Origin of the sequence: Streptomyces galbus, assembly GCF_005280195.1 — a bacterium.
GTDB classification, from domain to species: Bacteria; Actinomycetota; Actinomycetes; order Streptomycetales; family Streptomycetaceae; genus Streptomyces; species Streptomyces galbus.
Genome location: NZ_SZPR01000017.1, coordinates 215,608 through 235,367, shown reverse-complemented (window position 1 = coordinate 235,367; position 19,760 = coordinate 215,608). Strand labels below are relative to the sequence as shown.

The following is a 19,760-nucleotide window of genomic DNA, read 5'->3' as shown; positions in this document are numbered from 1 at the left end:
GCGGGACGGCCGTCACAGCCCGAGGAGCCACCGGCCGCCCCCCGTCAGCGAGCACAGCGACACCGCGTGGAACAGGAACAGCCACAGCCCCGCCGGCACGTGCGTCAACCGGGACAACTGGTCGGCGTCCGAGTCGCCCGCGCCCGCGTGCCGGCGCTTCGCCTGGAGCTCGAAGGCCGGGCGCACGCCCCCCAGCAGCAGGAACCACACCACCGCGTAGGCGAACGCCGCCTGCACCTGCGGTCCGGCCAGCCACGACACCAGCAGGAACGTGCCGCAGGCGAGCAGCACCGTCAGCGCGCCGTAGGCGTTGCGGATCATCACCAGCATCGCCAGCAGCAGGGCCGTCGCCGCCCACAGCAGCAGCGTGATGCGCCCGGCGCCCAGCAGCGCGGCACCGCCCAGGCCCAGCAGCGGGGGAGCGGTGTAGCCGGCCGCGGCCGTGAGGATCATGCCGAGGCCGTACGGCTTGCCGCGGCTCAGGGTGAGGCCGCTGGTGTCGGAGTGCAGCCGTATGCCGGTCAGGGTGCGGCCGGTCAGCAGGGCGACCAGACCGTGGCCGCCCTCGTGGGCGATGGTGATCGCGTTGCGCGACAGGCGCCACAGCGGGTGGGGCACCACGACGGCCAGCGCCGCGGCCAGGGTGGCGCACACCACCCACAGGTCGGGGTCGGACTGGGTCCCGGTGAGCCGGCCCCAGAGGTCGGGCAGCGCGAGGGCGGCGAGGCTGTCCATGCTCTTCATGTAGGGCGGTGGCTCCCTTTCCGTCGGACGGATCTGGCAGTGTGGCACGCATGTGCGGACGGTATGCAGCCAGTCGTGGGCCCGAGGATCTCGCGGCGGTCTTCGGGATTGAGATGGGGGTCCCCCCAGGGCGAGCGCAGTCGAGCCTCTGGGGGAGGGAGCCGGCCGAGACATTTGAGCCCGACTACAACGTGGCCCCGACGAAGGAGGTCCACGTCGTCCTGGACCGTCCCGTGAAGGACGCGGACGACCCGCGGCCGGTTCGCCAGCTGCGCACCCTGAGGTGGGGCCTGGTCCCCTCCTGGGCCAAGTCGCCCGAGGGCGCCGCCCGGATGATCAACGCCCGCGCGGAGACGGTGCACGAGAAGCCGTCGTACCGCCGGGCCTTCGCCGCCCGGCGCTGCATCGTGCCCGCCGACGGCTACTACGAGTGGGTCACCGGAACCGAGGAGCGGGAGCTGGAGGTCGAGGGCCGCCGCAAACGCCCGCGCAAGCAGCCGTACTTCGTGCGCCCGGCGGACGGCTCGGTGTTCGCGATGGCCGGGCTGTACGAGTTCTGGCGGGACCGGACCCTGCCGGACGACCACCCGCGGGCCTGGTGGGCGACCTGCTCGGTGATCACCACCGAGGCCGAGACCACCCCGCTCGCCGCCGCCCCCGCCGAGGGACCCCGCACGCTCGCCGACATCCACCCCCGGATGCCGCTGATGCTCACCCCGGACCGCTGGGACGCCTGGCTCGACCCGTCCCGCACCGACCCCGGGGAACTGCGGTCGCTGCTCGCCCCGCCGCCGCCCGGACTCCTGCGCGCCCACCCGGTCTCCACCGCCGTCAGCAACGTCCGCAACAACGGCCCGGAGCTGCTGAAGGAGCTGGCGGGGCCCGAGGAGGGCACACTCTTCTGACGTGACGAACGACACCAGCGGGCGGGCCCCCGCCGACGGCGCCCCCGCCGAGACCGTCCCCACCGAGACCGGTGACGCCCGGATCACCTGGCACCGGGCCCCGCGCGCGGCGCGCCTCGTCCTCGCCGTCAGCCACGGCGCCGGCGGCGGCATCGAGGCCCGCGACCTGCGGGCGCTCGCCGCCGAGCTGCCCGCGCACGGTGTCACGGTCGCCCTGGTGGAGCAGCCCTGGCGGGTGGCCGGCAAGAAGCTCGCGCCGGCGCCGAAGACCCTGGACGCGGGCTGGCGCGGGATCTGGCCGGCCCTCGCCGCGGCCGGGCTGCCGGTGGTCTCCGGCGGGCGCTCCGCGGGCGCCCGCGTCGCCTGCCGCACGGCGGCCGAGCTGGGCGCCGCCGCCGTCCTCGCGCTGAGCTTCCCGCTGCACCCGCCGGGCAGGCCGGACCGCTCCCGCGCCGCCGAGCTGCTCGGCGCGGGCGTGCCCACCCTGGTCGTGCAGGGCGGCAACGACCCCTTCGGCCGGCCCGCGGAGTTCCCGGACGGGGACCACGACCTCGTCGCGGTGCCCCACGGCGACCACGCGTTCGCCGTGCCCAAGCGGGCGGACATCACCCAGGAGCAGGCGCTCGGGATCATCACGGCGGCGGTCGTGGAGTGGACCGCGTCACTTCCCTGACACTTCCCTGACCGGCCGCTTCGCCGCCTGCTCCACGGGGCGCTCCACCGGCCACGCCACCGGGGTGCCCCGCGTGGGGTACGTCACCCCGCCGGCCGGGCGGTGCCCCGGGTGGGGCGCGTCACGGGAGCGGGAGGCGGGGAATGCCGCGCTCCCGGCCGCTGTTGTGCCGGACAGACGTGCTGGACAGCCAGCACGGACGTCGTGGGAGAGGAAGTTCGCCGCATGGGTTCGACCATCTGCCCCAGCCGTGGCAACCGCGCCGACCTGGACTGGACGGTGCTGCACGCGGCCAAGACCGCTCCTATTCGAGCGGCGGCGGGGACGGGTCGTGTTCTATCCTCCGATTCTGGTGGGATCGGTCTCGGTCCTGCCCGGAATCTTGAGGAGGTGGGTCCGGTTCCCGGTACCGACGCAGGGACCGACGACGGCCAGGCGGAGCTGCCCGAGGGCCAGGGCATCGGCGCGGACGCGGGGGCGATCCCCGAGTCGACCACGCAGCGCAGCGCGCGCTTCGAGCGGGACGCGCTGGAATTCCTCGACCAGATGTATTCGGCCGCACTGCGCATGACGCGCAACCCCGCCGACGCGGAGGACCTGGTGCAGGAGACGTACGCCAAGGCGTACGCGTCCTTCCACCAGTTCCGCGAGGGCACCAACCTCAAGGCGTGGCTGTACCGGATCCTCACCAACACCTTCATCAACTCGTACCGCAAGAAGCAGCGCGAACCCCAGCGCAGCGCGGCCGAGGAGATCGAGGACTGGCAGCTCGCCCGTGCCGAGTCGCACATGTCGACGGGTCTGCGTTCCGCCGAGTCGCAGGCGCTCGACCACCTGCCCGACTCGGACGTGAAGGAAGCGCTCCAGGCGATCCCCGAGGAGTTCCGCATCGCCGTGTACCTCGCGGACGTCGAGGGCTTTGCCTACAAGGAGATCGCGGACATCATGGGGACACCCATCGGTACGGTGATGTCCCGGCTGCACCGGGGCCGCCGTCAACTGCGCGGCATGCTCGAGGACTACGCCCGTGAGCGCGGGCTGGTCCCGGCCGGCGCCGGAGAGTCGAACGAAGCGAAAGGCTCGGGCTCATGAGCTGCGGAGAGCCGCACGAGACGGACTGCTCCGAGGTCCTCGACCACCTGTACGAGTTCCTCGACAGCGAGATGCCGGACGTCGACCGCGACAAGTTCCAGCAGCACTTCAAGGAGTGCTCGCCGTGCCTGGAGAAGTACGGACTCGAGCAGGCCGTGAAGAAGCTGGTCAAGCGGTGCTGCGGTCATGACGACGTGCCCGTGGACCTGCGGGCCAAGGTGATGGGGCGGCTGGAGCTGATCCGCTCCGGCCAGACCGTGCCCGAGCACGACGTGAGCGCCGCCTCCCCGGGCACCCCCCAGGAGTCCTGACCGCCGCCGTCCGCCCCCGGGCCGCCGCCCGCCACGCGGCCCGTGCCCGCGCGGTCGTCACTCGAACGTGCTAACCCGCGGGTGATACGCCCGCCCCTCTGCCCGGCCGGTCCTAGGCTCCCAGCCCGGACATCTACGGGCTGGGGGAGGCGGCATGGAGGCGATTCCCGGGCGGGCCCGGCTCTACGTCGGCTGCGCCGCCCTCACCGCCCTGCTCTGCCTGGCCCCCGTGCCCGCCCTCGCCGGCGCGCCCGGCCCCGACCCGTCCCGGTGGGCCGCGGGCCTGCTGCGGGCCGACTCGTCCACCTGGGCCGTGATCCTGCTCGCCGCGCTGTACGCGGCGGGCCGGTGGGCGGCACGCGCCCGGTTCCGCGGCCCCGGACCGGCCACGTCCCCCGCGGCGCCCGTCTTCCACCCCGTGCTGCTCGCCGGGGCCTTCCTGCTGCCGCCGCCCGCCGCGGCCCTCGTCCCGCTGCCCGGGGTCCTGCTGGCCCGCGTCGAGCAGCGCCCGGCGGCCGTGCGGCGGCTGTGGCGGGCCGCGCAGTGCGTGCTCGCCGTGTGGGCCGCGGCCCGGGTGCACGGGCTGCTCGGCGGCCGGGACGCCGTCGCCGCCTGCGCCGTCCCCCGGGCGCTGCTGCCCGCCGGGGCCGCCGTGCTCGTCTACTGCGCGGTGCTCGCATTGCTGGACGGCGGCATCCGCGTGCTCGCCGAACGCGTCCCGCCGCGCCGGGCCTGGCGCGGGCTGTTCTCCCGCTCGCTCGCGCCGCTCGCCGTGCACGGACTGGCCGGGCTGATGATGGCGGTGCTGTGGCACAGCCCGTACGGGCCGGTCGCCGCGCTGCTCGTGCTGTTCCCGATGGGCGTGGCCTGGTGGGTGTTCGCGCAGTACCACCGGGAGCGGGCCGCGCACCACGCGACCATCCGGGCGCTGGTGCAGGCCGTCGACATCAAGGACGGCTACACCCGCGGCCACAGCGAGCGGGTCGGCCAGGCCTCCATGATGATCGCCCGGGAACTCGGCATGGACGAGCGACGCATCGAGGTGCTGCGCTTCGCCGGGATCCTGCACGACGTGGGCAAGCTGGGCGTGCCGACCCGGCTGCTGCGCAAGGACGGCCCGCTGACCCCCGAGGAGCGGCGCGTCATCGAGCTGCACCCCGAGTACGGCCACGAGATCACCCGGGGGATCACCTTCCTCGGCGAGGCCCGCTCGGCGATCCTGCACCACCACGAACGGCTGGACGGCAGCGGCTACCCGTACGGGCTGGTCGGCCGTCAGATCCCCGAGCCCGCGCGCGTGGTGGCCGTGGCCGACGCCTTCGACGCGATGACCTCCACCCGGTCCTACAGCAGGGCCCGGCCCGTCGCCGTCGCCCTGGAGGAGCTCGGGCGGTGCGCGGGCACCCAGTTCGACCCGCGCATGGTCGGCGCCCTCGTCCGTGCCCTGGACCGCCACGGCTGGCACCCCGTGGTGACCGCCGACGAGAGCGCGCCCACGCTGCCCGCACCGGCGTCCGCGGGCGACCGGCGCGGGGTGGCGCGGTGACCTCGGCCGCCCTGTCCGGGGCGGGCGCCCGCAGCCGCGCGGCCGGGTGGCGCCCCCCGCACCACCGGCGCCCGCTGGTGCTCATCCACACGGCCGCCGGGCTCACCGTCGCCGTCGCGCTGGCCGCCACCGTGCGCAGCGGGGTGCTGGAGCGGCCGCTCGCGCTCGCCTTCGGGGTGTTCGTCGCGGTGGGGGAGCTGAGCCGCTGGAGCGGGGCCGGGGTGCGCGAGGCCGCGCCGCTCGGAGCCGCCGGGGCGCTGGCGTTCGCGCTGCTCGGGGAGAACGCCGGGCACCCCACCCAGCACGGGGCCGCGCAGGTCGTCGCGGTGGTCGCCGGGGCCTCGCTGCTGGGCTGCGTGCCGCACGTGGCGCGCGGCCGGGGGCCGGTCCTGGACCACCTGGCCCGGCGGGTGCTGACCGTGGCCTTCGCCGCGGTGTGCTTCCAGCCGCTGCACGAGGGAGGCGTCCTCGAACGCTTCGGCGGCCCCGTCTACGCGCTGCTGCTGCTCGCGCTGCTCGTCCTCGGCGTCCTGTGCGACGTCGTGCTCGCCGCGGCGCTCGCCCACGCCCGCACCGGCTGGCCGTACGGCCCCCTGCTGCGCGACGAGCTGCGGGCGGTGCCCGGGATCGGGTCGGCGGTGTGCGCCACCGGCGCGGTGATCGCGCTGGCGGTCGCCGTGGTCGGCCTGTGGGCGCTGCCGCTGTTCTCGCTGCCGCTGCTGCTCACCCAGCTCGCGCTGCGCCGGTACGCGGCCGTCCGCGCCACCTCCCGGCAGACCATCGCCTCCCTGGCCCGCGCGACCGAGATCGCCGGGTACACGCCGCCCGGGCACGCCCGCCGGGTGGCCGCGCTGGGCGTGGCCGTGGGACGCGACCTGGGCCTGTCCGGGCCGGAGCTCACCGTGCTGGAGTACGCGGCGCTGATGCACGACATCGGTCAGCTCAGCCTGGTCGACCCGGTGCCGGCCGGGGCCACCGCCCCCCTGTCCGCGCGCGAGCAGCGGCGTATCGCCCTGCTCGGCGGGGCCGTCGTACGGCAGACCGGGGCGGGCGAGCAGGTCGCCGCCGTGGTGGAGCGGCAGGCCGACCCCTGTGCGGAGCAGCCGGTGGCCGCCCGGATCGTCCGCGTGGTGAACGCCTACGACGAGAAGGTCCACGGCGCCGGGCCCGGCGGGCCGCTCACCGCCCTGGAGGAGCTGCGGCTGGCCGCGGCCGGGGAGTACGCGCCGGAGGTGGTCGAGGCGCTGGCCCGGGTGTTGGCGCGGGCCAGTCTGACCCTGCCCGCCGGTGGGTAACCCATGGGTAATGAGCGCCTCTCCAGCCGCTCGTGGTTGGATGCGAAGGGAGAGGGTCTTCGAGAGGCTGTCAGGGGGCGCAGCCGGCCCACTCCACGGAACTGGCAGGCGGGAATCGTGAGGATCTTCGGCAAGGGACGGCACCGGCCCTCCGCCTCGTGGCGGCAGGCCACCGATCGCGCGTTCACGCTGATCGGCGACGGGCGCTACGAGGACGCGGGCGCGCTGCTGACGCGCGCCGCCGACCTGGAGCCCTGGCTGTCGGAGTCCTGGTTCAACCTCGCCCTGCTGCACAAGTTCCGCCACGACTGGGAGCAGGCGAGGACGGCCGGGCTGCGCGCGGTCGCGCTGCTGGACCGCGAGGCCGGGGCGCCCGACTGGTGGAACGTCGGCATCGCCGCCACCGCGCTGCAGGACTGGCCGCTGGCCCGCCGGGCCTGGCAGGCGTACGGGCTGCACGTGCCGGGCGGTGCGACCGCCTCCGGGGAGCCGGCCGGCATGGACCTGGGCAGCGCGGCCGTGCGGCTGTCGCCCGAGGGCGAGGCCGAGGTGGTGTGGGGGCGGCGGCTGGACCCGGCGCGGATCGAGGTGCTGTCCATCCCGCTGCCGTCGTCCGGGCGGCGCTGGGGCGAGGTCGTCCTGCACGACGGGGTCCCGCACGGCGAGCGGACCACCTCCAGCGGGCACTCCTACCCGGTGTTCGACGAGATAGAGCTGTGGGCGCCCTCGCCCGTGCCGACCTGGGTGGTGCTGCTGGAGGCCGCCACCGAGGCGGACCGGGACGCCCTGGAACAGCTCGCCGCGGACGCCGGGTTCGCCGCGGAGGACTGGTCGTCGTCGGTGCGGCTGCTGTGCCGGATGTGCTCGGAGTCCCGCATGCCGAGCGACGAGGGCGACGGGGTGCACCTGGATCCGCACGACCACAGCGAGCCGGGGCACCCCGGGCCGCTCGGGCACCGCACCGACGGGCAACTGTGGGTGCCGGAGCGCGAGTGCGGGGTGGCCGCGCCGGCGTCGCTGGTACGGGGCCTGCTCGACGGCTGGGTGGCGGACGCGCCCGACTCCCGGGACTGGCGGGACCTGGAAGAGGTCTGCTGAGCGACGGCGGCCGCGCGATTAGGCTGTACTCCGCAATCGTTTTCTCCCGGACGATCTCCGACCCCCAGGAAGGCACACGTCGGTCATGGCGCAGCAGGACACCGATCAGCAGCACGCGGGCGTGCTCCCCGTGGACGACGAGGGCTTCGTCATCGACACCGAGGACACGGAGGAGCGCGAGCTGGCGTGGCGCGAGGCCGGCACCTCACGGCCCATCACCGTCGTCGGCAACCCCGTGCTGCACAAGGAGTGCAAGGACGTCACCGAGTTCGGCGACGAACTCCGGGAACTGGTCGCGGACATGTTCGCCTCGCAGCGCACCGCCGAGGGCGTGGGCCTGGCCGCCAACCAGATCGGCGTCGACCTGAAGGTCTTCGTCTACGACTGCCCGGACGACGAGGGCGTGCGGCACGTCGGCGTGGTGTGCAACCCGAAGCTGGTGGAACTGCCCGCCGAGCGGCGCCGGCTGGACGACAGCAACGAGGGCTGCCTGTCGGTGCCGACGGCGTACGCGCCGCTGGCCCGCCCGGACTACGCCGAGGTGACCGGGCAGGACGAGAAGGGCAACCCGATCAAGGTGCGCGGCACCGGGTACTTCGCCCGGTGTTTGCAGCACGAGACCGACCACCTGTACGGCTCCCTGTACATCGACCGGCTGTCCAAGCGGGAGCGCAAGGACGCGCTGCGGCAGATGGCCGAGAACGAGCCGCGCTACCCCGTGGTCCCCAACGACTGACCCGCACCTGCGCGTTCACGGCGCCCGGCCTGGGATCCCTCCCGGCCGGGCGCCGTTCGTTTCTCGGCAGGTTGGGGTAGTGAATGGAGCAAATCCGTTCCCAGAACGGTCAGTTGTAGTGCTGAATGGAAGTGCGGGGATACGCAACGGCGCACGCCCGGCACAGCGGGAGGGGCATGCGTCACTGGCGGCTGAGAGGGGTTGTTCGTGCCAGCTTTCCCATACAGCACCACATACCGCGGTACCTCCACGGCGACGGCGGTCGCGGTTCCACCGTCGCTCGCCCTTCCGGTCATCGAGGCGGCGTTTCCCCGTCGACTGCACCCGTATTGGCCCCGGTTGCAGGAGAAGACCCGCTCCTGGCTGCTGGAAAAACGGCTCATGCCGGCGGAGAAGGTCACGGAATATGCCGACGGACTGTGCTACACCGACCTGATGGCGGGCTACTACCTCGGCGCCCCCGACGAGGTGCTGCAGGCCATCGCCGACTACAGCGCGTGGTTCTTCGTCTGGGACGACCGGCACGACCGTGACATCGTGCACGGCCGCACGGCCGCCTGGCGACGGCTGAGGTTCCGGCTGCACCGCGCCCTGGACGCGCCGACGGACCACCTGCACCACGAGGACCCGCTGGTCGCCGGGCTCGCCGACAGCGTGGGCCGGCTGTTCGCGTTCCTGCCCGACACCTGGAACGCGCGGTTCACCCGCCACTTCCACGACGTGATCGAGGCCTACGACCGGGAGTTCCGCAACCGGGTCGCCGGGCGGGTGCCCACCGTGGCGGAGTACCTGGCGCTGCGCCGCCTCACGTTCGCCCACTGGATCTGGACGGATCTGCTGGAGCTCGGCGCGGGCAGGGAACTCCCCGACCGCGTGCGGAAGAACCCGGCCTACCGCCGGGCCGCGCTGCTCAGCCAGGAATTCGCCGCCTGGTACAACGACCTCTGCTCGCTCCCCAAGGAAATAGCGGGCGACGAGGTCCACAATCTCGGTATATCCCTCGTCACCCATGAGGGAATGACCCTGGAAGAAGCCGTCGACGACCTACGCCGACGCGTCGAGGAATGCATCACGGAATTCCTCGTCGTGGAGCAGGACGCCTTACGGCTCGCCGAGCGGCTCGACGACGGGACGGTGCGCGGAAAGGACATGGGCGAGGCCGTGCGGATCTGCCTCGGCAATATGCGGAACTGGTTCAGTTCCGTCTACTGGTTCCACCACGAGTCCGGCCGCTACCGGGTCGACAGTTGGGACGACCGGTCCACGCCCCCGTACGTCAACAATGAAGCGGCAGGTGAGAAATGACCGTCGACGCGGTGCAGCCCACGACGTCCGGACCCTCCGGACTGCGCGAGCCCCCGCCGGCCGGTGGCGGCGTCCCGCTGCTCGGCCACGGCTGGAAACTGGCCCGTGACCCCCTGGCCTTCTTCGAGCAGCTCCGTGACCACGGTGACGTCGTGCGGCTCAGGCTCGGCCCCAAGACGGTGTACGCCGTCACCACCCCGGAACTCACCGGCGCCGTGGCCCTCAGCCCCGACTACATCATCGCCGGCCCCCTGTGGGAATCCCTGGAGAGCCTGCTCGGCAAGGAGGGCGTGGCCACGGCCAACGGCCCCCTGCACCGGCGCCAGCGGCGCACCATCCAGCCCGCCTTCCGGCTCGACGCCGTCCCCGGGTACGGCCCGATCATGGAGGAGGAGGCGCACGCGCTCGTGGAGCGCTGGCGCACCGCCGGCACCCTCGACGTCACCACTGAGTCCTTCCGCGTCGCCGTCCGCATCGCGGCCCGCTGCCTGATGCGCGGCAGCTACATGGACGACCGGGCCGACCGCATCTGTGCCGACCTCGCCACCCTGTTCAGCGGTATGTACCAGCGCATGGTCGTGCCCCTCGGACCGCTTTACCGGGTACCGGTTCCGGCCAACCGCGAATTCAACCGGGCCTTGGCCGATTTGCACCTCCTGGTGGACGAGATCGTCGCCGACCGGAGGGCATCCGGTCAAAAGCCGGACGATTTGCTGACGGCTTTGCTGGAGGCGACGGACGAGAATGGCGAGCCCATCGGGGAGCAGGAGATCCACGACCAGGTCATCGCGATAGTCACCCCCGGCTCCGAAACGGTCGGCTCGACGCTCATGTCGCTGCTCCAGGTGCTCACCCAGCACCCGGAACTCGCGGACCGCGTCCGGGACGAGGTGAAAACCGTCGTGGGCGACCGGCCGGTCGCATTCGACGACGTGCGGAAGCTGACGTACACCGCGAATGTGGTCGTCGAGACAATGCGTCTGTATCCCGCCGTATGGATATTGACCCGGCGCGCGGTGACCGACACGGCGCTCGGCGGATACCGCATTCCCGCGGGCGCCGACATCGTCTACAGCCCCTACGCGATCCAGCGCGATCCGCGCTCCTTCGCGCGGCACGAGGAGTTCGACCCCGACCGCTGGCTGCCCGGCGGGTCCGAGGAGGTGCCCAGGTTCGCGATGAGCCCGTTCAGCGTCGGCAACCGCAAGTGCCCGAGCGACCACTTCTCGATGGCCGAGCTGACGCTGGTCACCGCGGCGCTGGCGGCCGCCTTCACCTTCGAGGAGGCACCCGGCTCGGACTCCCGGCCGCGCATCGGCATCACGCTGCGTCCCCGCCGGCTGCTGCTGAACCCGCGGCCGCGGTGAGCGGCGGCCGCCGTCAGGCGGCCTGGGGGCCGCGGAAGGCGCGCCGGTAGGCGTTCGGCGTCGTGCCCAGGGCCCGGTAGAACTGGTGCCGCAGGGCCGCCGCCGTGCCGAAACCGGTGCGCCAGGCGATCGCGTCCACCGTCTCGTCCGTCGCCTCCAGCAGGTCCTGCGCCAGCAGCACGCGCTGGCGCAGGATCCACCGGTACGGGGTCGTGCCGGTCTCCTGCTGGAAGCGGCGGGCGAAGGTGCGCGGCGACATGTGGGCGCGCTCGGCGAGCTGTTCGACGGTGACCTCCTCGTGGAGGTTCTGCTCCATCCACGCCAGGACCTCGCCGACCGTGTCGCAGGTGCTGCGGGGCAGCGGCCGCTCGACGTACTGGGCCTGGCCGCCGTCGCGGTGCGGCGGGACCACCATGCGCCGGGCGATCCGGTTGGCGATCTCGGGGCCCTGCTCCTTGCGCAGGACGTGCAGGCAGGCGTCGATGCCGGCGGCGGTGCCGGCCGAGGTGATCACCGGGTCCGCGTCGACGTAGAGGACGTCCGGCTCGACGATCGCCCGCGGGAACTGCCGGGCCAGCAGGTCCGCGTGGCGCCAGTGCACGGCGCAGCGGCGCCCGTCCAGCAGGCCGGCCGCGCCCAGCACGAACACCCCGGAACACACGCTGAGCACCCGGGTGCCCCGCTCCGCGGCCCGGCGCAGGGCGTCGAGCAGCTCGGGCGGGTACTCCCGGGTGAGGTTGCGGTCCGAGGCCGGCACCGCGATCAGGTCCGCCTCCTCCAGCCGGTCCAGGCCGTGGGGCGTCGACACGGTGAGGCCGGGGACATGGGTGGTCAGGTGCGGCCCCTCCGCGGAGACCACGGCGAAGTCGTAGACGGGCAACCCGTCGTCGCTGCGGTCGAGGCCGAAGATCTCGGAGACCACGCCGAGTTCGAAGGGGTGCACGCCGTCCAGCAGGACGCAGGCCACGTTGTTCAGCATGCTGCCAGTGTGCCTGGGATCTGGCAGTAATTCGAGGGTCTACGGCAGTGCTGCCACTGCCGGTAAGGCGTTTCCGGAGCGACAGTGGTGTCATGACTACGGAACAGACACAAGCCCTGATCGGAATGACCCTCGTCGTCGCGATCCTCGTCCTCCTGGCCCTCCCGTCCGCGCTCGGCGTCATCCGCGACCGGCGGATCGACCGGCAGATCCGGGAGGCCCAGGAGCCCCGGGTGAGCCCCGCGGTGCGACGGGGTCAGAAATCCTCGTCGAGGTCCACCGTGCCCTCCACCGCGACCTGGTACGCGGAGGGACGCCGCTCGAAGAAGTTGGTCAGCTCCTGAACCCCCTGCAGCTCCATGAAGGAGAAGGGGTTCTCCGAGCCGTACACCGGAGCGAAGCCCAGACGCGTCAGCCGCTGGTCGGCGACGCACTCCAGGTACTGCCGCATGGAGTCGGTGTTCATGCCCGGGAGGCCGTCACCGCACAGGTCGCGCGCGAACTGCAGCTCGGCCTCGACGGCCTCCCGCAGCATGTCGGTGACCTCCTGGCGCAGCGCCTCGTCGAAGAGGCCGGGCTCCTCCTTGCGGACGGTGTCGACCACGTCGAACGCGAACGACATGTGCATGGTCTCGTCGCGGAACACCCAGTTGGTGCCGGTGGCGAGCCCGTGCAGCAGGCCCCGGCTGCGGAACCAGTAGACGTACGCGAAGGCGCCGTAGAAGAACAGGCCCTCGATGCACGCGGCGAAGCAGATGAGGTTCAGCAGGAAGCGCCGGCGGTCCGCCCTGCTCTCCAGGCGGTCCATGTTCTCCACCGAGTCCATCCAGCGGAAGCAGAACGCGGCCTTCTCCCGGATGGACGGGATGTTGTCCACCGCCGCGAACGCCGCCGCCCGGTCCTCCGGGTCGGGCAGGTAGGTGTCCAGCAGGGTCAGGTAGAACTGGACGTGCACGGCCTCCTCGAAGAGCTGGCGGGACAGGTACAGCCGCGCCTCGGGGGAGTTGATGTGCTTGTACAGCGTCAGCACCAGGTTGTTGGCGACGATCGAGTCGCCGGTCGCGAAGAAGGCCACCAGGCGCCCGATGAGGTGCTGCTCGGCCGGGGTGAGCTTCGCGAGGTCGGCCACGTCGGAGTGGAGGTCGACCTCCTCCACGGTCCAGGTGTTCTTGATGGCGTCCCGGTAGCGCTCGTAGAAGTCGGGGTAGCGCATCGGGCGCAGGGTCAGCTCGAAGCCGGGGTCGAGCAGGTTCTGGGTACGGCTGGACATCACTGGCAGGCCTCGCAGGACTCGGGGTTCTCAAGGGAGCAGGCGACCGCTTCGGGGTCGGGGGCGGCCTGCGCGGGGACGGCGGCACGGGCCGCGCGGGCGATCCTCGTCGCCGGGCGCGAGCGCAGGTAGTACGTCGTCTTCAGGCCCGACTTCCAGGCGTACGCGTACATCGAGGAGAGCTTGCCGATCGTCGGCGTCTCCAGGAACAGGTTCAGCGACTGGGCCTGGTCCAGGAACGGCGTGCGGGCCGCGGCCATGTCGATCAGGCCCCGCTGCGGGATCTCCCACGCCGTGCGGTACAGCCGCCGCAGCTCCTCCGGCACCCAGGCGAAGTCCTGCACCGAGCCGTTGGACTCGCGCAGCGCCTCCCGGGTGCGGGCGTCCCACACGCCGAGCTCCTTGAGGTCGCGCACCAGGTAGGAGTTGACCTGGAGGAACTCGCCGGACAGCGTCTCGCGCTTGAACAGGTTCGACACCTGCGGCTCGATGCACTCGTACACACCGGCGATCGAGGCGATGGTGGCGGTGGGGGCGATCGCGAGCAGGAGGCTGTTGCGCAGGCCCACCGCGGCGATCCGCTCGCGCAGCGCGGCCCAGCGCTCCGGCCAGGTGAGCTCCACGGCGTAGTGGTCGGGGTGCAGCACGCCCCGGGCGGTGCGGGTCTTCTCCCAGGCGGGCACCGGCCCGTTGCGCTCGGCGAGGCCGGCGGACGCCTCGTAGGCGGCGAGCATGATCCGCTCGGCGATCCGCGTGGACAGGGCCTTCGCCTCGGGCGAGTCGAACGGCAGCCGCAGCTTGAAGAAGACGTCCTGCAGCCCCATCGCGCCCAGGCCCACGGGCCGCCACCGGGCGTTGGAGCGGCCCGCCTGCTCGGTCGGGTAGAAGTTGATGTCGACCACGCGGTCCAGGAAGGTCACGGCGGTGCGGACCGTCCGGTCCAGCCGCTCCCAGTCGATGCCGTCGTCGCCGTCGGCGTCGACGAACGCGCCCAGGTTGACCGAGCCGAGGTTGCACACGGCCGTCTCCCCGTCGTCGGTGACCTCGAGGATCTCCGTGCACAGGTTGGAGGAGTGGACCACGTGGCCGGGCAGCGCCGTCTGGTTGGCGGTGCGGTTGGCGGCGTCCTTGAAGGTCATCCAGCCGTTGCCGGTCTGCGCGAGCGTGCGCATCATCCTGCCGTACAGCTCACGGGCCGGCAGGGTCCTGCGGGCGAGCCCCGCCGCCTCCGCCGCGCGGTACGCCGCGTCGAACTCCTCGCCCCACAGGTCGACCAGCTCCGGCACGTCCGCCGGGGAGAACAGCGACCAGTCCCCGTCGGCGTTCACCCGGCGCATGAACTCGTCCGGCACCCAGTGCGCCAGGTTCAGGTTGTGCGTACGGCGGGCGTCCTCACCGGTGTTGTCGCGCAGCTCCAGGAACTCCTCGATGTCGGAGTGCCAGGTCTCCAGGTACACCGCGGCCGCGCCCTTGCGCCGCCCGCCCTGGTTCACCGCGGCGACGCTCGCGTCCAGCGTCTTCAGGAACGGCACGATGCCGTTGGAGTGACCGTTGGTGCCGCGGATCAGCGAACCCCGGGAGCGGATGCGGGAGTAGGACAGGCCGATGCCGCCGGCGTGCTTGGACAGCCGGGCGACCTGCTGGTAGCGCTCGTAGATCGAGTCCAGCTCGTCCTGGGGGGAGTCGAGGAGGTAGCAGGACGACATCTGCGGGTGGCGGGTGCCGGAGTTGAACAGCGTGGGGGAGGAGGGCAGGTAGTCGAGGCGGCTCATCAGGCGGTAGAGCGCGGCCACTTCGTCGACCGAGCGGGCGGTGTCGTCCTCGGCGAGCCCGGCGGCCACCCGCAGCAGGAAGTGCTGGGGGGTCTCGATCACCCGCCGGGTCAGGGGGTGGCGCAGCAGGTAGCGGCTGTGCAGGGTGCGCAGTCCGAAGTAGCCGAAGCGGTCGTCGGCGGCCGGGTCCACCAGCGCGTCGAGCCGTTCGGCGTGCTCCCGTACGAACGCGGCCGTGCGGTCGGCGATCAGGCCCTCGCGGTGCCCGGTGGCGACCGAGCCGGTGAACGACGTGACGCCCTGGGAGGCGGCCTCGGCGCGGACGGTGAGGGTCAGCAGCCGGGCGGCCAGCCGGGAGTAGTCGGGGTCCTCGGAGATGAGCCCGGCGGCGGCCTCCGTGGCCAGCTCGCGCAGCTCCGCCTCGTCCGCGCGGGCGGACCGGCCGCGCAGCGCGGCGGCGGCGACCCGGCCGGGGTCGGCGTCGGGGAGGTCGGCGGTCAGCTCGGTCAGGGTGCGCAGCAGTGCGGCACCGGGACCGTCCTGCTCCGGCAGTGCGGCTGAGGCCGGATCGGCTGGCGCGATGGTCACGTGGGGCTCTCCCTCGCTCGGCGGGGGCCTCACGGAGGGCAGGGGGCAGCGCACGCGCGCACACGGCGTCGCGTCCACCGGCCCATTCCACGAGGCCCGGACGTCGGCGCCCGGGCCGGGTCGGCCTGGGCGCACTGTCGGCAGGTCCTCGGACTGACGCCCGTGCGGGTGCGCACGGGTACACCGTTGCGGGACAGTTCCGGATTCGCACCGGATTCCCCTGCGGCGACAGCGAGCATGAGCATACATCTTGTGCCCGCTCGGCACGCCACCCCCAGATGTTGTGTCGCGGGCGGCCCGGGGTGCCTCAGTTCTCGTGGCGGAGCGTCAGCTCGTAGGTGAGCAGCGTGAGGTCGTCCAGGTGCGGCACGGGGTTCCAGTCGCGGTCGGGGGTGCGGACGAAGCCGAGCCGTTCGTAGAGGCGGTGGGCGCTGTGCATGGAGCGCTGGCTGGACAGCACCAGCCGGACGCAGCCGGGGGTGGCGCGGGCGCGGTCCACGCAGGCCCGCACGAGCGCCTCGCCGACACCCCGGCCGCGGGCCTCGCGCACCACCGCGAGCGCCCGTATCTCGGCCTCGCCGGGGCGCGCGATGTCGGCGACCGGCCCGGGGCCCGCCACGAAGGTGACCCCGCCGAGGAGCCGGTCACCCTCGACCGCCACCAGCACCTCGGCGGCGGCGGCGCGGCGGGCGACGTCCTTGAGCACCGGCAGGTACTCGTCGTCCTCGCCGTAGTCGAGGAGGCCGTCGTCGAGGTAGGCGCGGGCGGTCGACTCGCCGAGAGCGGCGTACTCCTCGGGCCGGGCCGCCCGGATCACGGTGTCCATGCGGCGAGTGTGCCCGACGAGTACGGCGGCGGGCCGCCGGTTTTCGCCCGCGGACACGACGACGGGCCGCCGGATCGCTCCGGCGGCCCGTCGTGCGGGGCACCCGGCCCGGGTGCCCCGTCGGCTCAGTGCGCCGTCCCCGCGGTGGCCGGGGGGAGTTCGGTCTGCACGCCCGGGTCGCCCGCGTCCGCCGTGTAGTCGGCGGGGCTGGTCTCGTCGACGCCCTCGGGGGCCTTGACGGCCTTGAGGACGACCGTAAGGACCACCGCGACCACCAGGTTCAGCACGAACGCCGTGAGACCGATGTAGCCGATCTCCCCGATGCCCGGGATCTCCTTGGCGGAGCCGCCGAAGTGCTTCTGGGTCGGGGAGGCCACGCCGTAGGCCGCGACCGTGCCGTAGACCATGCCGACCGCCCAGCCCGCGAGCAGCGCCCAGCGGTGGAACCAGCGCGTGAACAGGCCGCCGACCAGCGCCGGGAAGGTCTGCAGGATCCAGATGCCGCCCAGCAGCTGGAAGTTGATCGCGACGGTCTTGTCCATGGTGAGGACGAAGACCAGCGCGCCCACCTTCACCAGCAGGGACACGATCTTGGAGACCCGGGTCTCCTCCTTCGGCGTCGCGTCCGGCTTGATGAAGTCCTTGTAGATGTTGCGGGTGAAGAGGTTGGCGGCCGCGATGGACATGATGGCCGCGGGCACCAGGGCGCCGATGCCGATCGCCGCGAAGGCCACGCCCGCGAACCAGTCCGGGAACATGTTCTCGAAGAGCTGCGGGATCGCGAGCTGGCCGTTGGTGACCTTCACCCCGGCCGCGATCGCCATGAAGCCCAGCAGCGCCAGCAGGCCGAGCATCAGGGAGTACAGCGGCAGGATCGTGGTGTTGCGGCGGATCACCTCGCGGCTCTTGGAGGACAGCGTCGCGGTGATCGAGTGCGGGTACATGAACAGCGCCAGCGCGGAGCCCAGCGCCAGGGTGGCGTAGGTCCACTGGCCGGCCTCCGCCGGGACGAGCGCCCCGCGCGGCTTGCCGGTGGCCGGGTTGGTCTGGCTGAACGCGTCGCCCGCCTTGGCGAAGACGTCGTCGAAGCCGCCCAGCTTGATCGGGATGTAGATGATCGCCACCGCGATGACGAGGTAGATCAGCGCGTCCTTCACGAACGCGATCAGCGCGGGCGCCCGCAGGCCGGACGAGTAGGTGTACGCCGCCAGCACGCCGAAGGCGATCAGCAGCGGCAGGTCCTTGACGAACCAGTTGGTGTTCTCGCCGCCGCCCACGCCCATCACGTCCAGCACCGCCTGGATGCCGACGAGCTGGAGGGCGATGTAGGGCATGGTGGCGAGGATGCCGGTCACGGCCACCGCCAGGGACAGGCCCTTGGACCCGAACCGGCCCCGCACGAAGTCCGAGGTCGTCACGTAGCCGTGCCGGTGCGAGACCGACCACAGGCGCGGCAGGAACGTGAAGATGAGCGGGTACACCAGGATCGTGTAGGGCACCGCGAAGAACCCGGACGCGCCCGCCGCGTAGACGGCCGCCGGGACGGCGACGAAGGTGTACGCCGTGTACAGGTCGCCGCCCAGCAGGAACCAGGTGATCCAGGTGCCGAACGACCGTCCGCCCAGGCCCCATTCGTCGAGGCTGTGCTCGTTCTCGGCCCGGCGCCAGCGCGCGGCCAGGAAGCCCAGGACCGTGACGGCCAGGAAGAAGAAGATGAAGACGCCGAGGGCGACGCCGTTCACGCCGTCGTTCATCGCGCCGCACCGCCCTTCGCGGCCGAGCGGGCGCGCTGGTCACGCCGCCAGAGCTGGTAGGCGATCATCGTCAGCGCGGTGGAGATCAGCACCCACAGCATCTGGTACCAGTAGAAGAACGGGATCCCGATGAACGTGGGGTCCACTTTCGCGTACGAGCCCACCCACAGCATCGCCACGAAGGGCGCGAGCAGGCAGAGGGCGATGACGACGCGCAACGGCGTCACCACCGGCCCCGCTGGGGCTTGGGGTGTGTCTGACATGTGGTGGCTCCGTCCCCTCACGATCACCTGTGATCACGTGTAACGCGCAGGCAATGTAGGTGACGGATAAAGGCAAGCGGAAGACCTCGTCCGCATATCGATCACCGGACGAGGCATCAATGCCCCAGGAGGGGCCGGATCAGTCCTGCGGACGCTTCAGCCGCGCGACGAACTTGTACCGGTCGCCCCGGTACACCGAGCGCACCCACTCGACCGGATCGCCCTGCCGGTCCAGGGAGTGCCGGGACAGCATCAGCATCGGCAGACCGACGTCGGTGCCGAGCAGACCGGCCTCGCGCGGGGTGGCCAGCGAGGTCTCGATGGTCTCCTCGGCCTCGGCGAGGTGGACGTCGTAGACCTCGGCGAGCGCGGTGTAGAGGGAGGTGTACTTGGCGAGGCTGCGGCGCAGCGCGGGGAAGCGCTTGGCGGACAGGTGGGTGGTCTCGATGGCCATCGGCTCGCCGTTGGCCATGCGCAGGCGCTCGATGCGCAGCACCCGGCCGCCGGCCGTGATGTCCAGCAGGCCGGCCAGCCGGTCGTCGGCGGTGATGTACCCGATGTCCAGGAGCTGGGAGGTGGGCTCCAGGCCCTGGGCGCGCATGTCCTCGGTGTACGAGGTGAGTTGCAGCGCCTGGGAGACCTTGGGCTTGGCGACGAAGGTGCCCTTGCCCTGGATGCGCTCCAGACGGCCCTCGACCACGAGTTCCTGCAGGGCCTGGCGGACGGTGGTGCGCGAGGTGTCGAACTCGGCCGCGAGGGTCCGCTCGGGCGGGACCGGCGTGCCGGGCGCCTGGGTCTGCGTCATGTCGAGCAGGTGCTTCTTCAGGCGGTAGTACTTGGGCACGCGCGCGGTACGGACGGTCGCCCCACCCTCGTTCTCCGCACTGCTGACGTCGGTGCTCATGCTCCGCCTTCCCGGCTCCGGGGCCCTCGCGCGGGCTCCCGCGCGTGCCGTGATCACCTCTGTATACCGTCGGCTTCCGGTTTTGGTCTAGTCCATCGCCTCCAAGTGGTCTACCCGAAGTGTCTCGCATCCACCCCCTGTTATTGAGGGGTTCTTACTTAAAGGTTCCTGCATATGTAGGTCCCATAACGGCTGGTAGGAGGCTACTCGCACACCCTTGACAGCCCTATTGGTCTGAGCCAAGCTCCCCGGTACTGGTCTACACCATTGGTCCAGTCCCGGCCCCATGGGCGGTACGCGTTGACGCTCAACCGCGGGGAGGCAGGGGGGTT

General features: G+C 72.3%; 18 protein-coding genes and 1 riboswitch. Of the genes, 10 read left to right on the top strand and 8 right to left on the bottom strand.

What is annotated here, in order from left to right; translation table 11 throughout:
- Positions 1-12: 12 nt before the first annotated feature.
- Positions 13-735, bottom strand: a complete 723-nt coding sequence (locus E4U92_RS20560; protein ID WP_137302014.1) for a M50 family metallopeptidase — start codon at positions 733-735, stop codon at positions 13-15.
- Positions 736-794: 59 nt separating this feature from the next.
- Here E4U92_RS20560 and E4U92_RS20555 point away from each other — a divergent pair, with 59 nt between their 5' ends.
- The 10 genes from E4U92_RS20555 to E4U92_RS20510 all read left to right on the top strand — a co-directional run bounded on the left by E4U92_RS20555 (position 795) and on the right by E4U92_RS20510 (position 11,072).
- Positions 795-1,649 (top strand): SOS response-associated peptidase, encoded by an 855-nt coding sequence (locus tag E4U92_RS20555; RefSeq protein WP_137301900.1) that lies wholly within the window; start codon positions 795-797, stop codon positions 1,647-1,649.
- Between the two features lies 1 nt (position 1,650).
- The gene (locus tag E4U92_RS20550; protein ID WP_137301899.1) at positions 1,651-2,322 is read left to right on the top strand and encodes an alpha/beta hydrolase family protein; all 672 of its coding nucleotides are present in this window, start codon (positions 1,651-1,653) and stop codon (positions 2,320-2,322) included.
- A gap of 390 nt (positions 2,323-2,712) precedes the next feature.
- Positions 2,713-3,414 carry a sigma-70 family RNA polymerase sigma factor gene (locus tag E4U92_RS20545; protein ID WP_190046407.1) on the top strand — a complete coding sequence of 234 codons (702 nt, stop codon included), beginning with the start codon at positions 2,713-2,715 and terminating at the stop codon, positions 3,412-3,414.
- A complete protein-coding gene (gene rsrA, locus E4U92_RS20540; protein WP_137301897.1) occupies positions 3,411-3,725 on the top strand; it encodes a mycothiol system anti-sigma-R factor in 315 nt (104 codons plus the stop codon). The genes E4U92_RS20545 and rsrA overlap by 4 nt, the downstream gene beginning before the upstream one ends.
- 154 nt (positions 3,726-3,879) lie before the next feature.
- Positions 3,880-5,271 carry an HD-GYP domain-containing protein gene (locus tag E4U92_RS20535; RefSeq protein ID WP_137301896.1) on the top strand — a complete coding sequence of 464 codons (1,392 nt, stop codon included), beginning with the start codon at positions 3,880-3,882 and terminating at the stop codon, positions 5,269-5,271.
- A 74-nt stretch (positions 5,272-5,345) separates the two neighbouring features.
- The gene (locus tag E4U92_RS20530) at positions 5,346-6,566 is read left to right on the top strand and encodes an HD-GYP domain-containing protein (protein WP_229862858.1); all 1,221 of its coding nucleotides are present in this window, start codon (positions 5,346-5,348) and stop codon (positions 6,564-6,566) included.
- Between the two features lie 117 nt (positions 6,567-6,683).
- A complete protein-coding gene (locus tag E4U92_RS20525) occupies positions 6,684-7,664 on the top strand; it encodes a tetratricopeptide repeat protein (protein ID WP_137301895.1) in 981 nt (326 codons plus the stop codon).
- Positions 7,665-7,749: 85 nt separating this feature from the next.
- Positions 7,750-8,400 carry a peptide deformylase gene (gene def, locus E4U92_RS20520; RefSeq protein WP_137301894.1) on the top strand — a complete coding sequence of 217 codons (651 nt, stop codon included), beginning with the start codon at positions 7,750-7,752 and terminating at the stop codon, positions 8,398-8,400.
- A 207-nt stretch (positions 8,401-8,607) separates the two neighbouring features.
- Entirely contained in the window at positions 8,608-9,705 is a 1,098-nt protein-coding gene (gene cyc1 / locus E4U92_RS20515) for an epi-isozizaene synthase (RefSeq protein WP_137301893.1), read from the top strand.
- Positions 9,702-11,072, top strand: coding sequence for a bifunctional albaflavenone monooxygenase/terpene synthase (locus E4U92_RS20510; RefSeq protein WP_137301892.1), 1,371 nt, complete (start codon positions 9,702-9,704; stop codon positions 11,070-11,072). The genes cyc1 and E4U92_RS20510 overlap by 4 nt, the downstream gene beginning before the upstream one ends.
- A gap of 13 nt (positions 11,073-11,085) precedes the next feature.
- Here E4U92_RS20510 and E4U92_RS20505 read toward each other — a convergent pair whose 3' ends face one another.
- From E4U92_RS20505 to E4U92_RS20470, 7 genes are all read right to left on the bottom strand, one after another.
- Positions 11,086-12,051, bottom strand: coding sequence for a GlxA family transcriptional regulator (locus E4U92_RS20505; protein WP_137301891.1), 966 nt, complete (start codon positions 12,049-12,051; stop codon positions 11,086-11,088).
- 256 nt (positions 12,052-12,307) lie between these two features.
- Positions 12,308-13,321 (bottom strand): ribonucleotide-diphosphate reductase subunit beta, encoded by a 1,014-nt coding sequence (locus E4U92_RS20495; RefSeq protein ID WP_137301889.1) that lies wholly within the window; start codon positions 13,319-13,321, stop codon positions 12,308-12,310.
- Positions 13,321-15,681, bottom strand: a complete 2,361-nt coding sequence (locus E4U92_RS20490) for a ribonucleoside-diphosphate reductase subunit alpha (protein WP_137301888.1) — start codon at positions 15,679-15,681, stop codon at positions 13,321-13,323. The genes E4U92_RS20495 and E4U92_RS20490 overlap by 1 nt, the downstream gene beginning before the upstream one ends.
- Before the next feature lie 122 nt (positions 15,682-15,803).
- A riboswitch (cobalamin riboswitch) is annotated at positions 15,804-15,926 on the bottom strand.
- A 62-nt stretch (positions 15,927-15,988) separates the two neighbouring features.
- A complete protein-coding gene (locus tag E4U92_RS20485; protein WP_137301887.1) occupies positions 15,989-16,507 on the bottom strand; it encodes a GNAT family N-acetyltransferase in 519 nt (172 codons plus the stop codon).
- Positions 16,508-16,632: 125 nt separating this feature from the next.
- Positions 16,633-18,261 carry a monocarboxylate uptake permease MctP gene (gene mctP, locus E4U92_RS20480; RefSeq protein ID WP_137301886.1) on the bottom strand — a complete coding sequence of 543 codons (1,629 nt, stop codon included), beginning with the start codon at positions 18,259-18,261 and terminating at the stop codon, positions 16,633-16,635.
- A complete protein-coding gene (locus E4U92_RS20475) occupies positions 18,258-18,524 on the bottom strand; it encodes a DUF3311 domain-containing protein (RefSeq protein WP_137301885.1) in 267 nt (88 codons plus the stop codon). Before E4U92_RS20475 ends, mctP begins: the two co-directional genes overlap by 4 nt.
- A gap of 139 nt (positions 18,525-18,663) precedes the next feature.
- On the bottom strand, positions 18,664-19,428 hold the full coding sequence (locus E4U92_RS20470; RefSeq protein ID WP_137301884.1) for a GntR family transcriptional regulator: 765 nt from the start codon (positions 19,426-19,428) through the stop codon (positions 18,664-18,666).
- Positions 19,429-19,760: the final 332 nt, after the last annotated feature.